The organism is Actinotalea sp. Marseille-Q4924 (assembly GCF_916618755.1).
In the GTDB taxonomy this organism is placed as follows: domain Bacteria; phylum Actinomycetota; class Actinomycetes; order Actinomycetales; family Cellulomonadaceae; genus Actinotalea.
Map to the genome: position 1 here is coordinate 853,424 of NZ_CAKAKB010000001.1, position 13,292 is coordinate 866,715.

The following is a 13,292-nucleotide window of genomic DNA, read 5'->3' on the forward strand; positions in this document are numbered from 1 at the left end:
GTGGCTCAGCCGCCGTCCGCGGCGCGTGATACCGCCACCGCCAGAGCCGCCCCGGCGGCGACGACGCCGAGGACGGCCACGACGATCATGGCGACCCGGACCGGGCCGGGTCCGACGACGACGGCGCCGACGCCCGCGAGGACGGAGGCCAGGGCCGTGACGACCACGGCCAGAGCAGCACGGACGGGTCCAGGTCTCACGGCGCTCCCCCTGAGCGATGACGGACGGTCGAGCGGGCCGACGTCCACGCACCGCGTCGGCCGGCGCCGCCCACGCTAGTCGGCCACCGCCTCGCGCAGCGCCGCCTCCACGCCCCAGTCCCGGCCCGTGTCGACGTCGCGCTGCCACGCGTCCGCCGGGGTGATGTCGCGGACGGAGTCGATCGCGGCCCCGACCCAGGCCGCGTCGACCGGCGCCATCGGCAGGTCGGCCTCCTCGCGCAGGTGGGTCGAGGCGCCGAGCAGTCGCGCGGCCCGGACGGCCTCCCCGCGCCGCGCCGCCACGACGGCGAACAGGGTGAGCACGTCGACGGTGATCTCCAGGTCGTTGAGCGCCACGGCGCTCGCGGCGTGCTCGCGCAGGTGGGCGTGGGCCTCGGCGGTCCGGCCGGCCCGCAGGAGGGAGCCCACGAGGTTCACGTGGTCGGCCCCGAGCCCCCACGCGTCCTGCAGCTCCGTGTCCAGCTCGAGGCACCGGCGCAGGAGCGCGATCGCCTCGTCGTGCCGGCCGTCGTCCGCGGCGAGGAGGGCCAGGTTCGACACGGCGTTCACCTCGTTGCGCGGGTCGCCTGCCGTGCGCGCCGCCGCGACCGCCTCCTCGGCGACCGCCGTCGCGAGCCGCGGCTCGTCCAGCGCCCGGTGCGCCATGGCGAGGCTGTTGAGCTCCTTGGAGACCAGCGCGGGGTCGCCGGTGGTCCGGGCGTGCTCCAGGCACACCGTGAGCATGTCCCGGGCGCGCTCGGCGTGACCCTGCTGGAGCACCAGGACGCCGAGCCCGTGCAGCGCCGTCATGACCTGCGGCGTCCGGCGGGTCCCCGCCGCGTCGACGGCGGTCTGCAGCCAGCGGCGGCCCTCCGCCTGGTAGCCGCAGCCGTACCAGAACCACGCGAGGTGCTGCACGAGCCGCAGGCCGAGCGCGAGGCGACCCTCGTCGTCGTCCGTCACCGTGGCCGTCCCGGGCCCGAACGCCCACGTCAGCACCGAACGGAGGTCGTCCAGGTCCGCCTCGATCCGGTCGCGGGCGGCGAGGTGGTGCTCGCCGCGCAGACCCTCCGCGGCCGCCCTGGCCAGTCCGACGAAGTGCTCCGCGTGACGGCGGTGCGCCGCCTCGAGCTCGCCCGCGGCCGCGAGGCGCTCGCGCGCGTACCGGCGGATCGTCTGGAGCATCCGCGCCCGCGGCTCGCCGTCGGGCCCGTCCCGCACCGTGAGCAGGCTGACGTCTGCCAGCCTGCCGACGACGTCCACGGCGTCCGCCGCGTCGCCGCCGTCGCCGACGACGGCGGCCACCGCGGCGAGGTCCACCGCGCCCACGCAGACGCCGAGGCGGCGGAAGGCGCGCGCGAGGTCCTCGTCGAGCAGGTCGTGGCTCCAGTCCAGCGCGGCCCGCAACGTCTGCTGGCGGTCCGGCGCGTCGACCGCCGCGCCGGAGGGCCCCGGCGGGTCCAGGCTCCGGTCCAGCCGGGCCCTCAGCGCGGCGGGGCCCAGGAGCCGCGTACGGGCCGCCACGAGCTCGATCGCCAGGGGCAGCCCGTCCAGCCGGCGGCAGACCTCGACGACGTCGTCCCGGTTCTCGTCCGTCAGCGCGAAGCCGGGCCGCACGAGCCGGGCACGCTCGACGAAGAGCCGCACCGCGTCGGACTCGTGGCCGTCGGTCGCGGCAGGAGTCGTGGGCAGGGGAGGGACCGGCACCTCGCGCTCCGCCGCGAGGTGCAGCGGACGGCGCGACGTGGTGAGCACCCGCACGCCGGTCCCGGCGCCGAGGAGGGCGCGGACGACCCACGGCGCGTCGGGCAGCTGCTCGAGGTTGTCGAGGACGAGCAGCACCTCCTGGTCGGCGAGGTGCTCCAGGAACGCGGGCGGCGGCTTGGACTCGCCCGGCACCCCCATGGCGTCCGCGACCGTCGTCCACAGGACGTCGGAGGTCCGCGCCTGCGCCAGCGGCACGAAGTAGACCCCGTCGCGGTAGTGCTCGTCGACGCGGGCGGCGACGGCGAGCGCCAGACGGGTCTTGCCCGTGCCGGCAGGACCGGTGAGGGTCACGAGCCGCACGTCCGGTGCGGTCAGCAGGGCAGCCAACGTGCCGAGCTCCTCGGTCCGCCCGACGAGCGAGGTCGCGGGCGTGGGCAGGGTGGACGGGGAGCCGAGGCTCTTGAGGCGGGGGAACGTCGCCGGCAGCCCGTCGACGCACAGCTGGTGCACGTGCACCGGCTCGGGCAGGTCCTTGAGGCGGTGCGGACCGAGATCCGTGAACCGCACGCCCGGTACCGGATGGGCGGCGACGAGGGCGCGGGTCGCGTCAGTGACCACCGACTGCCCGCCGTGCGCGCTCGCCGCCACGCGCGCGGCGCGGTGGACGTCCATGCCGACGTACCCGTCCTCGTGCCGGCTCGGCTCGCCGGTGTGCAGACCCATGCGGACCCGCACCGTCTCGCCGTCGGGCCAGTCGGCGCCCGCCAGCTCGAGCTGGGCGTCCCGCACCGCGCAGACGGCGTCCCGCGCGGAGGGGAAGACGACGAAGAAGCTGTCACCCTCCGTGCCGAGCTCGTGACCGCCCCAGCGGGAGACCGCCGACCGCACCAGCCGGCGTTGCGTGGACACCACGTCGGCGTACCGCGCGCCGAGGCGGGCGAGCAGACGGGTCGAGCTCTCGACGTCCGTGAAGAGGAGCGTGACGGTCCCCGTGGGCAGGTCCGTACCCGTGGGCGACGTCCTCATCGCGGGTGCCCCGTTCGCAGCAGGGACGACAGGTCCCCGTCATTCAACACGACGGTCGGCGGCAGCGGGAAGGGTCCCGGCGGTCGACCGCCGGACGTCCACCCTGGTCAACGCGTCGCGACGCCCCTAGCCTGGCCGTGCGGCTCCCACCGGCGGACCGGCGGGGGCAGCACCCGCCGTCCCGTGCGCAGAGAGGCGCCGTCATGAAGGTCACGATCAGCTCCGACGACAAGCTCGACCGCGTCATCGCCGTCGTGGAGGCGCTCTACGGCGTGCGGCTCGAGCAGGTCGAGGGCGGTGGCGGCGCTCCCGCGCCGGCCCAGGACCAGACGCACCTGCCCGACGAGGGTGGCCAGGGCGCGTCGAAGCCGCGGCACGGCTGACCGCCCCGCACGACCGGCGCACGACCGGCGCGCCACCTGCGCGTGCCGGACCCGCCGCGACGCGCCGGTCAGGTCAGGCGACCGGAGTGCAGCTCCAGCACCCGGTCGGCGCGCTCCGCGATGAGCGGGTCGTGCGTGGTGACGACCGCGGCGGTGCTCCCGGTGCGCACCAGCGCGACGAGCACCTCCATGACGGCGACGGCGGTCTCGGAGTCCAGCTGCGCCGTCGGCTCGTCCGCCAGCAGCAGGGTGGGCCGCGTCACGAGGGCCCGGGCCACCGCGACGCGCTGCTGCTGCCCGCCCGACAGCTCGCCCGGGCGCTGGCGCGCGTGGGGCGTGAGGCCGACGGCGTCCAGCGCCGCGGCGACCCGCCCCGAGCGCTCCGCAGCACCCACACCCCGCAGCCGCAGCGGCACCTCGACGTTCTCGGCCGCGGAGAGCACCGGCAGCAGGCCGAACGACTGGAAGACGTACGCGACCCGCTCGCGCCGCAGCCGCAGGAGCTCGCGCTCGGGCAGGGCGCTCACCTCGGTGTCCCCGAGCCGGACGGTCCCGGCGTCGAGCGGTTCGAGACCGCCGAGGGCGTGCAGCAGCGTCGTCTTGCCCGAGCCCGACCGGCCCCGCACGACGACGAGCTCGCCCGGCCGCGCCACCAGGTCGACGCCGCGCAGCGCGTGGACGGCGCGCGGGCCCGTGCCGTAGGTCCGGACCAGCCCGGTGGCGTGCAGCTGCTGGGCGGTGACGGGAGGTGCGTCCGTCATCGGTCCTCCTCGTCGCCGTCGTCCCCGGGGAGGTCGTGCGGCGAGACGCGGACGTGGTCCGCCGCCAGCCCGAGGCGCACCCGCTCACGTAGGTCCAGCGCCTCGACGAACTCCCGCGGCAGCTGCAGGCGGCCGACCTTGTCGATCACCGCGAACTCCTCGTGCAGGTGGCGTTCGCGCCCGTGCTCGTCGACGGCCGTCCGCCGCAGGGTCTCGGTGGCGGTGCGCCCGTCCCGGATGCGCACGGTCCGACGCACGTGCGCGGCCACCGTCGGGTCGTGCGTGACGATGAGCGTGGTCATGCCCAGCTCGGTGGTCATGTGGCGGATCGCCTCCAGCACCTCGTCGCTCGTGGCCTCGTCCAGCTCGCCGGTCGGCTCGTCGGCCAGCAGGACCCGCGGGCCGTTGACGACGGCGGTCGCGATGGCCACGCGCTGCTGCTCGCCGCCCGACAGCTCGGCGGGCCGGCGGTCGGCCACGTGGTCGACCCCGAGCAGCTCGAGCAGCTCGGCAACCCTCGAGCGGCGCTCGGCGGCCGGGCGCCGTCGCGGGGTGAGCGTCATCGGCAGGGCGACGTTCTCCGCCGCGGTGAGGTAGGGCAGCAGGTTCCGGGTCGTCTGCTGCCACACGAAGCCGACCGTGTCGCGGCGGTAGACCTGGCGCTCCCGGGCGGACAGGGCCACGAGGTCGTGCCCGGCGACCCGTGCGCTGCCGGCCGTCGGCCGGTCCAGGCCCGAGAGGATGGTGAGCAGGGTGGACTTGCCCGAGCCCGAGGCGCCGACCAGGGCGACGAGGTCCCCGGCCTCGACGGTGAGGTTGAGGCCCTGCAGCGCCTGGACCTCCACGCCCTCGGCCGTGAAGATCCGCACGAGGTCCTCGCACACGATCTCGGGCGGCGTCATGGTGCTCATCCTCCCGCTCCCTCCCGCAGCACCCGGACCGGGGACACGCGCTGTGCGCCGGCCACTGCGAGGAGGGCCCCGACGGCGACGACGACGGCGAGCCCGGCGCCCGCCGCCAGGAGCAGGCCGGGGTCCGCGACGACGGGCGGGTGCTGCGCGGCGCCGGTGAACGGGCGCAGGTCGGCGACACGCAGGACGGCCGACGGCAGCACAGCCCCCGCGGCAGCGCCCGCCAGTCCGGCGACGACGACGGGCCCGAGGACCTCCGCGAGGACGAGGCGCCGGTGCACGGGCGTCGGTGCGCCGAGCGTCGCGAGCATCGCGGCGGTCCGGCCACGCGCGGGGGCGTCGGCCACGAGGAGCAGGGCGAGGACGGCGGCGACCAGCGCGAGGCTGCCGCCGGCGACGAGCAGCATCGCGGTGCGGACGCCGCTGACCAGCCCGCTGTCGGTGATGCTCGCCGACGCCTGCTCCAGCGTGGTCGCCGTGAGCCGGGCGCCCGTCGCCGCGACGATCGCCCCGGCGACCCCGTCCGGGTCGGCGTCGCGGTCCAGCCGCACCAGCAGGCGGTCGACGGGCGGCCGCCCCCCGGCGTCGGCCCACGTGGCGGCGTCCACCACGACCCACCGCGTCCCGGAGCTCACGCCCGGCACGCCGTCGGCGAGGCGCGCGTCCACGGGCAGCGGACCGGCGGGCGCGTCGACGGTCACGCCTCCGGTGGGCACGCCCGGGGCGACCAGCGCGACGTCCGAGCCCGTCCCCGGCCCGGCCGGGGCCCCGCCGGGCAGGTCCCGCTGCACGGCCGCCAGCGCGTCCCCGTCCACGACCCGCACGTCCACGGTGGTGCGGGTGCGGTCGCGGTGGAGCGTGACCGTCCTCGCGTCGGCGACGGTCGCGACGGCGGCCACGCCGGGCACGGCCGCTGCCGCCGCCACCTGCTCCTCGTCCAGCCCCCGGCCGCCGGCCGAGAAGGCGAGGTCCAGGCGCAGGTCCGCGCCGACGAGCTGCACGGCGCTGCGCTCGGTGGCCCGCGTCATCGTGGCCACGGCGGTGACGGCCAGGCCGGCCGTGGACACGCCGAGCGTCAGCGCGAGGACCGGGACGAGCCCCGCGGCGGGTGCGCGCGCCGCTCGGGCGACGCCGAGGAACGTCCCGAGGTCCCGCCGCCCCGCCTCGCGCAGGGCCAGTCCCGCGAGCCACCGGTAGGCGCGGCGCGCGACCAGCGCCGCGGACATCCCGACGGCGATGGGCAGGACGGTCACCAGCGGGTCGGTCCCGGACGTGGCGGTGAGCGCGACGACCGTCGCGGCGGGCACCAAAAGCTCGGCGAGCCACGCGCGACGGAGCGGCCGACGGCGGCGCCCGGCGTGCACGCGTGCCGCGACGGCCACCATGAGGACGACGGCGGCCGGCACCAGGGCCCCCGGCAGCACCAGGTCGGCCGGCTCCGTGCGCCCCGGGACGGCCAGCGCGAGCCCGAGACCGACGGCGGCTCCCGGCGCCACCGCGACGAGCGCCTGGACGCCGACGAGGGCGGCGAGCCGCGACGACGACGCCCCTCGCGCGCGCAGCAGCAGCAGGGCCGCGCGGCGGCGGTCCACGGCGAGGTCGGCGACGAGCCAGAGCACTCCGGCGGCCACGCCGATGAGACCTGCCACCAGCGTGCCGAGGAGGGTCGTCACGGTGCGCTCGCGGCCTGCTGCGGCGTCGAGCACCGGCAGCAGGTCGGAGCGGAGGCCCGAGGCGGCGCGGATGCCGTCCATCTGCGCTGCGAGGGTCCGGGGCTCGATCTCGCCGACCGCCCTCGGGTCCACCGGGTACCAGGCGTCGAGCTGGACGCCGCGCGGCACCATGAGGGCGCCCAGGGCCGCCGGGTCGACGTGGCCGACGGCGTGCACGGTCCACCCGGCGCTGTCGTCCCGGTCGACGGCGGGCTCGAGCACGCCGGGCAGGTGCTCCCACACGGGCGACGCCGCATCCGCGGCCTCCACCAGCCCGGACAGGTGGAGCTCGAACGGCGCGTTCACCGGGTCGCGCGACGTGCGGGTCTCGCCCACCTCCCAGCCCATCCAGCGGGCCGTCTCCCCGGTGAGCACGACGTCGACGCGGAGCAGGGGTCCCCCGCCACCGCCCGCGCCCGACCCCCCGCCGGCGTCGAGCCACCCGCGGACGTCCGGCGAACGCGGCGGCTCGCCCTCGACCAGGCGCAGGTCGTCCCCGCGCGGTCCCACGGACAGCGCGACGGTCATGAACGAGACCCCGGTGGAGCGCGGGCCGAGGTCCACGAAGAACGGCGCCCGGGTGATCTGGTGCTGGGGCTCGCGCAGGACGGCGGCGAGCGCTGGACCGGCGGGGGCCACCTGCGCGGTGACCCAGCGGTCGGCGGCCTCCATCTCGGCGAGCGGGTCGTCGAGCGCCGCCACGTGGGTGAGCCGCTGCGGCACCGTGAGCGTGAGGTCCCGCTGCGTCGTGGGCAGCGCCTCCGCGCGGCTGACGAGATCCTCCCGCAGGAGCCGGTCGAGGGCGCGCGGCCAGCCGACGGTCAGCGCGACGAGGCCCGCGACCACGAGCGCGAGGAGCACCAGGGACCACGCGTCGCCGGAGAGCTGCCGGCGGAGCACGCGGATCATGCGGGCCCCTCGGCGAGCGGCGAGGCCGTCCGCGCCCGCCGCGCCGTGTCGCGGGCGCCCAGCGCGACGACGACCGCGAGCGCGACCGCCGTCGTGCCCAGCCACACGACGAGGGCACCGTGGTCCAGGCTCGGCTCCACCGCCAGGGGCAGGGCACCCGTGTCGAGCGCGTCGACGAGGGGCCCCGCCACCAGCGCCGTGAGGGCCCACCCGCCGCCCGCTCCGACGACCGCGGCGGGCACGAGCACCCGCACCTGCTCGGACACGCGCAGCGCCGCCTGGCCGCGGCCGGGCAGGCCCAGCCCGCGCAGCGCCCCGACCTCCGCGCGGCGCTCGCGGGCGGCCGCGCGCGCCGCGGCGAGCACCCCTGCCGCGGCGAGGACCACCGTGGCCCAGGTCGCCAGCCGGAACGCGGCCAGCGCCGGCTCGAGGAGGGGCGTCGGCCGGGGCGCGCCCCGCTCCACCCGCGCTGCCGTGCCCGCCGAGTCCAGGGCTGCCGGGATGCCGGCGTCCGTCGGCCCGGCCGTGGGCCACGCCCAGACCTCGTCCGGCGAAGCGACCGTCGCGCCGGTCCGCAGCTGCGCGGCCGACCAGGCGTCGGCGTCGGCCAGCAGCGCCACGGGGTCCGTGGAGCCGGGCACGACCGCCACGACGTCGGCGACCGTGACGTCGATGCGATGGCCCGGAACGGCGAGGGTCGTCGTGTCCCCTGGCGCCAGGGACAGCGCCCTCGCCAGGGCGCGGCTCGCCACGACCGGCAGCGCCTCCGGCCGGACGGCGCCCACCCGCACGACGGTGCCCGCGGCGTCGGCGGGGACGTCGACGGCCACGCCGTCCGCGTCGGCGGTCGCGGCGAGCGGCACGGAGGTGCGGCCGACGAGCACGCCCTGCCAGCCGTCGGGCACCGCCGGGCCGTCGTCGGTCGCGAGCCCCGTGACGGCCACGCGGTGGCCGCCCGGCTCTGTGACGACCACGTCCACGGCGGCGACGGCGGAGGCGCCGTCGGGCAGCGGCCCCACCCAGGTCCCCGCGGCGGTCTGCGGGACGAGCTCGACGCGGACGAGGCCTCCGGGGGCCGTCCGGACCCACGCCGCGACGGCGTCCGCGCCGGTGTCGGTGCCCGTGCCGCCGGTGACCGTCACCGTCGCCCGGACGTCCGCGGCGTCCGGCGGCACCGGCAGCATCGCGTCGACGGCCGGGGCGGCGGGTGGCGCCCCGGACGCCGGACCGGCGGTGCCGGGCAGCAGCGGCCAGGCGTCCTGCGGGAGCGAGACCAGCGTGGCGCCCACGGTGCCCAGCGTGACCGCGCGGGAGTGCGCAGGCACGACGGTGGCGCCGGGGTCGGCGGTGGAGGCGGTGGCCAGGGCGGACGTGAGCGCGTCGGGGTCCTCGAGGACGACGCGCACGTCGGCGCCCGTCTCGACGCGCGACCTCAGGTCCTGCAGGCTCGCCCAGGTGCCGAGGACCCCGGACACCACGACGGCCGCGGCGACCGCCAGGGCCGCCGACGACGCGGTCGCGGCGTGCGCGGCCGGTCGCCGCCCGACCTGCTGGGCGGCGAGCACGCCGAGTCCGGTGCGCCCGGCGGCCCAGCGTCCGCTCGTCCGTGCCACGAGGGGCACCAGGCACGCCGCCAGGAGCGCGACGGCCAGCAGGGCCAGGGGGACCGCTGCTCCGGCGAGCGGTTCGGGCGCGGCCCGGCCGCCGACGGTGCGCACCGGGGAGCCGAGCGACAGCAGCCGCCACAGGGCGAGGCCTGCCGCGGCGAACGCCAGGGTGGTCGCCGCGGCCAGCGCCGAGCCCCGCAGCGGCCGGTCCGCCCGGGTGGTCCGGGGCGAGCGCACGACCAGCCACGTGGCGAGGGCGAGCGCGACGGTGACGGCGGCGGCCACCCCCGCGAGGGCACCGAGGCCCAGGTCGACGGGGACGCGGCCGGTGCCGCGGAGCGCGACCGCCGCGACACCGGCGCCGAGCGCCGCACCCACCACGCCGACGACGGCGCCCTCGCTCGCCGCCGCGCCGACCGCGCGGGCACGGGACGCCCCGCGCGAGCGCAGCAGCACGAGCTCGCCCCGCCTGACCCCGGTGAGCAGACCGGCCAGCTGTCCCAGCACGACGAGGCCCACGAGCACCGCGAGCATCGTGGCGGGCAGCGAGAGCGCCCGCACCGTGCTCAGCGTCCGGTCCACCCCGGCGAGCGTGGCGTCGAGCCCGTCCGTGGCCAGGACCCCGAGCTCGTCGACCGCGTCGTCGGCCTTGAGCCCGGCGAGCGAGGCGTCCAGCGCGGTCCGCAGCTCCGGCACCCGGTCGGGGGCGAGCGCCTCGGGGTCCGGCACGACGGTCCAGTGGACGCGGACCGTCGCGGGCACGCGGTCCAGCACCGCCTCGTCGACCCACACGGCCCCGTCCGCCTCCCCGAACCAGCGCGGGTCCTCCGCGTCGACGGGTCGCCACACCGCGGCGACCACGACCTCGAGGGGCGTGGCGCGGGGGTTCTCCCCGGTGAGGAGCAGCCGGTCCCCGGGGTCGACCCCCAGCGCGGCGGCCGTGGCCCCGGACACGGTGCCAGGTACGGCGCCGTCAGCGCCGTCAGCGCCGTCAGCGCCGTCCGTGTCGGCCGTGTCGGCCGTGTCGGGCAGCGCGCCGGCCACCGTCTCCACCTGCGCGGCGAGGTCCGGCTGGGCAGCGACCACCACCTCCGTGCCGTCGGCGACGGTCACCGGGGTGGACCGCGCGCTGCGCTGGACGACGACGGGGACGTCGGACAGCGTGCGGTCCAGCACCTGCTCCGCTGCAGCGACCTGCGCGGCGGGGTCCTGCCCGGACCGCGGCGTCGCGAGCTGCACGGCCGCGCCCGTCGGGCCCGCGTCGCGCAGCGCCGCGGCGAGCCCCGCCTGCGCGGACAGGGCGACGAAGCCGAGCACGGCGACGAGGGTCGCGCTGACCAGCGCGGCCAGCAGGCCCACGAGGGCCAGCAGTCCGCTCTGGTCGCGCGCACGACGGCGCAGCAGGCGGGCGAACGTCACGGGAGCGTCCTCGGTCCGGCGGGATGGCGGGGCCACCGCGGGATCCGTGGTGACCGCTCCGGCGACCGTAGTGCCCCCGCGGCCGGGTGGGGAGCACCGGCTCCCGAGGCCCGGCCGTCGTGCCCGGTCGACGGCCGGGAGGCCGCGGACTGCGGGACGTCAGGCGCTCAGCGGGTAGGCCTCGTCCACGTCCAGGTAGACGACGCTGAGGTGCTCCCGCCGGGCCAGCCCTGCCAGCTCCTCGTGGCCGGGCACCCGCTCCTCCGCGAGCCGCAGCCCGAGCCGTCGCGCGGACGCCCGCGGGGCCTCCTCGTCGAGGAGTGCCTCGTACACCTCGGCGACGGTGTCCGGGTCCTCGACGAGCTCCGCCCGTGCGGCTCGTCGCACGCCCTTGAGGGTGACCTCGACCTCGGGCCGACCGCGGAGGTTGAGGCGCCAGGGCGAGTCGGTGACGACCGCGAGGCGCCCGTCGCCGACCGGGTGGTACCCCACCGGGACGTCGTAGACCGCTCCGGTCCGGCGGCCGGTCACGTGCAGCACCAGCAGCGCGTCGCCGGCCCCGCCCATCCGCCGGGGGGACGCGAGCATCCAGCGGACGACCGGGTTGCTCATCCGGATCATCGCGCGCGGGGGGTGCGCCACCTCGACCGCCGGTCGGGTGCCGGGGCCGTGCTGCGGCCGTGCGCGCAGCCGTCGCACGACGGCGGCGAGCGCCACCCCGGTGCCGACGACGAGAGCTGCTGTGCGGAGCCGAGGGGTCATGGCTTCCTCCTGGAGGGGGCGGTGCGGTCAGTGGCTTCCCGGGACGACGAGGCCTGCCTCGTACGCCAGCATCACCAGCTGGGCGCGGTCCCGGGCGTCGAGCTTCATGAGCAGGTTGCTGACGTGCGTCTTCACGGTCCCGTAGCTGACCACGAGGCGCTCCGCGAGCTCGGCGTTGGAGAGGCCGGCCGCGACGAGCCGCAGCACCTCCACCTCCCGCTCGGTGAGCTGGTCGAACCCCGCGGGCCGGCCGGCCGGTGGCGCCGGGGCGCGGCGGACGAACTCCTCGACGAGGCGCCGCGTCGCTCCCGGCGAGAGCAGCGCGTCGCCGGCGGCGACGACGCGGATGGCGTGCAGCAGGTCCTCCGGTGCCGTGTCCTTGGGCAGGAAGCCGCTCGCACCGGCGCGCATCGCGGCGAAGACGTGCTCGTCGAGGTCGAACGTCGTGAGCACGAGGACGCGGGTGCCCGCCGTCTCCGGGTCGACCGCGAGCTGCCGCGTGGCGGTCAGGCCGTCGGTGCGCGGCATCCGGATGTCCATGAGCATGACGTCGGGGTGCTCGCGCCGGGCCAGGGCGACCGCCGCGGTGCCGTCGGCTGCCTCGCCGACCACGTCGATGTCGGGCTCGCTGCGCAGCAGCACGGACAGGCCGCGGCGGACGAGCGCCTCGTCGTCGACCACGGCCACCCGGATCATCGGCCCCGCCCTTCCTCGCGCGGCAGGGTGGCGTGCACGCGGTAGCCGCCACCGTCCCGAGGCCCCGCCTCGAGCGTGCCGCCCCAGATCGCGACCCGTTCCCGCATCCCCAGCTGGCCGTGGCCCCTGCCGTCGCCGTCCTCGGCCGGCCGCGCCACGGGCGGACCGTCGTCGGTCACCTCGACGTCGAGGGAGTCCGGGCCGTGGGTGATCGTGACGGTGGTGGCGGCGCCGCCGGCGTGGCGCACCACGTTCGTCAGCGACTCCTGCACCAGGCGGTAGGCGGTCAGGCCGAGCGCCCCCGGGACCGGGCCCGGCGAGCCCACCACCCGCAGCTCCACGGGCACCCCGGCCGCACGCAGCTCCTCGACGAGGTCGTCGACGTCGTCCAGCCCCGGCTGCGGCCGGTAGCCCTCGCTGTCCGTGCGCAGGGCGCCGAGGATGCGCCGGACCTCGCCGAGCGCCGTCCGGCTGGTCTGCGAGACGGCGACGAGGGAGGCGCGCGCCTCGGCCGGGTCGTCGTCGATGACGTGCGCGCCCACCTGCGCCTGGAGCGCGATGACGCCGAGCGAGTGCCCGACGACGTCGTGGAGCTCCTGGGCGATGCGCAGCCGCTCGTCGCTGATGGCCCGGCGCGCCTCCTCGGCGCGGGCGCGCTCGGCGAGCTCGGCCCGGTCCGCGAGGAGCGCCGTGGTGCGACGGCGGTCCTGCATGCTGCGGCCGAGCGCGATGGCACCCGCGAAGAGGGCGGCGTTGGTCGCCATCTCGCCGAACTCGGCCTTCTCGGGGGCCACGACCACGAGGAGGGCCAGCAGCCCGACGACGTACACGGCCGCGAGGACCGTCTGGCGCACGCTGCGCCACGCCGCGACGGTGTACGCCGCCAGGAAGAGTCCCGAGCCGATGACCGCCGAGGTGTAGCCCTGCGCGAGGACGGCGAGCACGGCGGCCGAGGCGACCACGAGCACCGGCAGGGGGGCCAGGCGCCGCAGCGCGTACGGGGCGGCGCCGGCCGCGACGAGCAGCAGGTACGTCCGGTCCGGCGGACGCGTCGGGTCGCCGACGGCGGCGGAGACGGCCGCGCCGGTGAACAGCAGCGCGGCGAGCACGGCGTCGAGCAGCCAGGGGCGCTCGGTGTCGAGCCGGCGCAGCCGCTCCCACGTCTCCACGCCTCGACGGTAGCCAGCCGGGGGGCGCCC

General features: G+C 77.9%; 10 protein-coding genes. 1 reads left to right on the forward strand and 9 read right to left on the reverse strand.

Annotated elements, in window-relative coordinates; all coding sequences use genetic code 11:
* Positions 1-5: 5 nt before the first annotated feature.
* Together LG379_RS04075 and LG379_RS04080 are read right to left on the reverse strand one after the other, a co-directional pair.
* Positions 6-200, reverse strand: a complete 195-nt coding sequence (locus tag LG379_RS04075; protein WP_225753266.1) for a hypothetical protein — start codon at positions 198-200, stop codon at positions 6-8.
* Between the two features lie 75 nt (positions 201-275).
* Positions 276-2,933, reverse strand: a complete 2,658-nt coding sequence (locus tag LG379_RS04080) for an AAA family ATPase (RefSeq protein WP_225753267.1) — start codon at positions 2,931-2,933, stop codon at positions 276-278.
* 203 nt (positions 2,934-3,136) lie between these two features.
* Between LG379_RS04080 and LG379_RS04085 the strand changes: the two genes are divergently transcribed.
* Entirely contained in the window at positions 3,137-3,316 is a 180-nt protein-coding gene (locus LG379_RS04085; RefSeq protein WP_225753268.1) for a hypothetical protein, read from the forward strand.
* A 68-nt stretch (positions 3,317-3,384) separates the two neighbouring features.
* Here the strand turns inward: LG379_RS04085 and LG379_RS04090 are convergent, their stop codons facing one another.
* The 7 genes from LG379_RS04090 to LG379_RS04120 all read right to left on the reverse strand — a co-directional run bounded on the left by LG379_RS04090 (position 3,385) and on the right by LG379_RS04120 (position 13,262).
* Complete coding sequence (locus LG379_RS04090; RefSeq protein ID WP_225753269.1) at positions 3,385-4,077, reverse strand: ABC transporter ATP-binding protein; 693 nt, start codon at positions 4,075-4,077, stop codon at positions 3,385-3,387.
* Positions 4,074-4,988 carry an ABC transporter ATP-binding protein gene (locus tag LG379_RS04095; RefSeq protein WP_225753270.1) on the reverse strand — a complete coding sequence of 305 codons (915 nt, stop codon included), beginning with the start codon at positions 4,986-4,988 and terminating at the stop codon, positions 4,074-4,076. Before LG379_RS04095 ends, LG379_RS04090 begins: the two co-directional genes overlap by 4 nt.
* Complete coding sequence (locus LG379_RS04100; protein WP_225753271.1) at positions 4,985-7,609, reverse strand: hypothetical protein; 2,625 nt, start codon at positions 7,607-7,609, stop codon at positions 4,985-4,987. The genes LG379_RS04095 and LG379_RS04100 overlap by 4 nt, the downstream gene beginning before the upstream one ends.
* On the reverse strand, positions 7,606-10,635 hold the full coding sequence (locus tag LG379_RS04105; protein WP_225753272.1) for an FtsX-like permease family protein: 3,030 nt from the start codon (positions 10,633-10,635) through the stop codon (positions 7,606-7,608). Before LG379_RS04105 ends, LG379_RS04100 begins: the two co-directional genes overlap by 4 nt.
* A gap of 159 nt (positions 10,636-10,794) precedes the next feature.
* Positions 10,795-11,397 (reverse strand): nitroreductase/quinone reductase family protein, encoded by a 603-nt coding sequence (locus tag LG379_RS04110; RefSeq protein ID WP_225753273.1) that lies wholly within the window; start codon positions 11,395-11,397, stop codon positions 10,795-10,797.
* A 27-nt stretch (positions 11,398-11,424) separates the two neighbouring features.
* Positions 11,425-12,093 carry a response regulator transcription factor gene (locus tag LG379_RS04115; RefSeq protein ID WP_225753274.1) on the reverse strand — a complete coding sequence of 223 codons (669 nt, stop codon included), beginning with the start codon at positions 12,091-12,093 and terminating at the stop codon, positions 11,425-11,427.
* Positions 12,090-13,262, reverse strand: coding sequence for a sensor histidine kinase (locus LG379_RS04120; RefSeq protein WP_225753275.1), 1,173 nt, complete (start codon positions 13,260-13,262; stop codon positions 12,090-12,092). Before LG379_RS04120 ends, LG379_RS04115 begins: the two co-directional genes overlap by 4 nt.
* Positions 13,263-13,292 lie beyond the last annotated feature (30 nt).

What these genes read in the sequence shown, in the direction of transcription:
- LG379_RS04100 (WP_225753271.1), bottom strand. Translation starts at nt 7,609, where the DNA reads ATGATCCGCGTGCTCCGCCGGCAGCTCTCCGGCGACGCGTGGTCCCTG.
- LG379_RS04085 (WP_225753268.1), top strand. Translation starts at nt 3,137, where the DNA reads ATGAAGGTCACGATCAGCTCCGACGACAAGCTCGACCGCGTCATCGCC.
- LG379_RS04080 (WP_225753267.1), bottom strand. Translation starts at nt 2,933, where the DNA reads ATGAGGACGTCGCCCACGGGTACGGACCTGCCCACGGGGACCGTCACG.
- LG379_RS04090 (WP_225753269.1), bottom strand. Translation starts at nt 4,077, where the DNA reads ATGACGGACGCACCTCCCGTCACCGCCCAGCAGCTGCACGCCACCGGG.
- LG379_RS04110 (WP_225753273.1), bottom strand. Translation starts at nt 11,397, where the DNA reads ATGACCCCTCGGCTCCGCACAGCAGCTCTCGTCGTCGGCACCGGGGTG.
- LG379_RS04115 (WP_225753274.1), bottom strand. Translation starts at nt 12,093, where the DNA reads ATGATCCGGGTGGCCGTGGTCGACGACGAGGCGCTCGTCCGCCGCGGC.
- LG379_RS04095 (WP_225753270.1), bottom strand. Translation starts at nt 4,988, where the DNA reads ATGAGCACCATGACGCCGCCCGAGATCGTGTGCGAGGACCTCGTGCGG.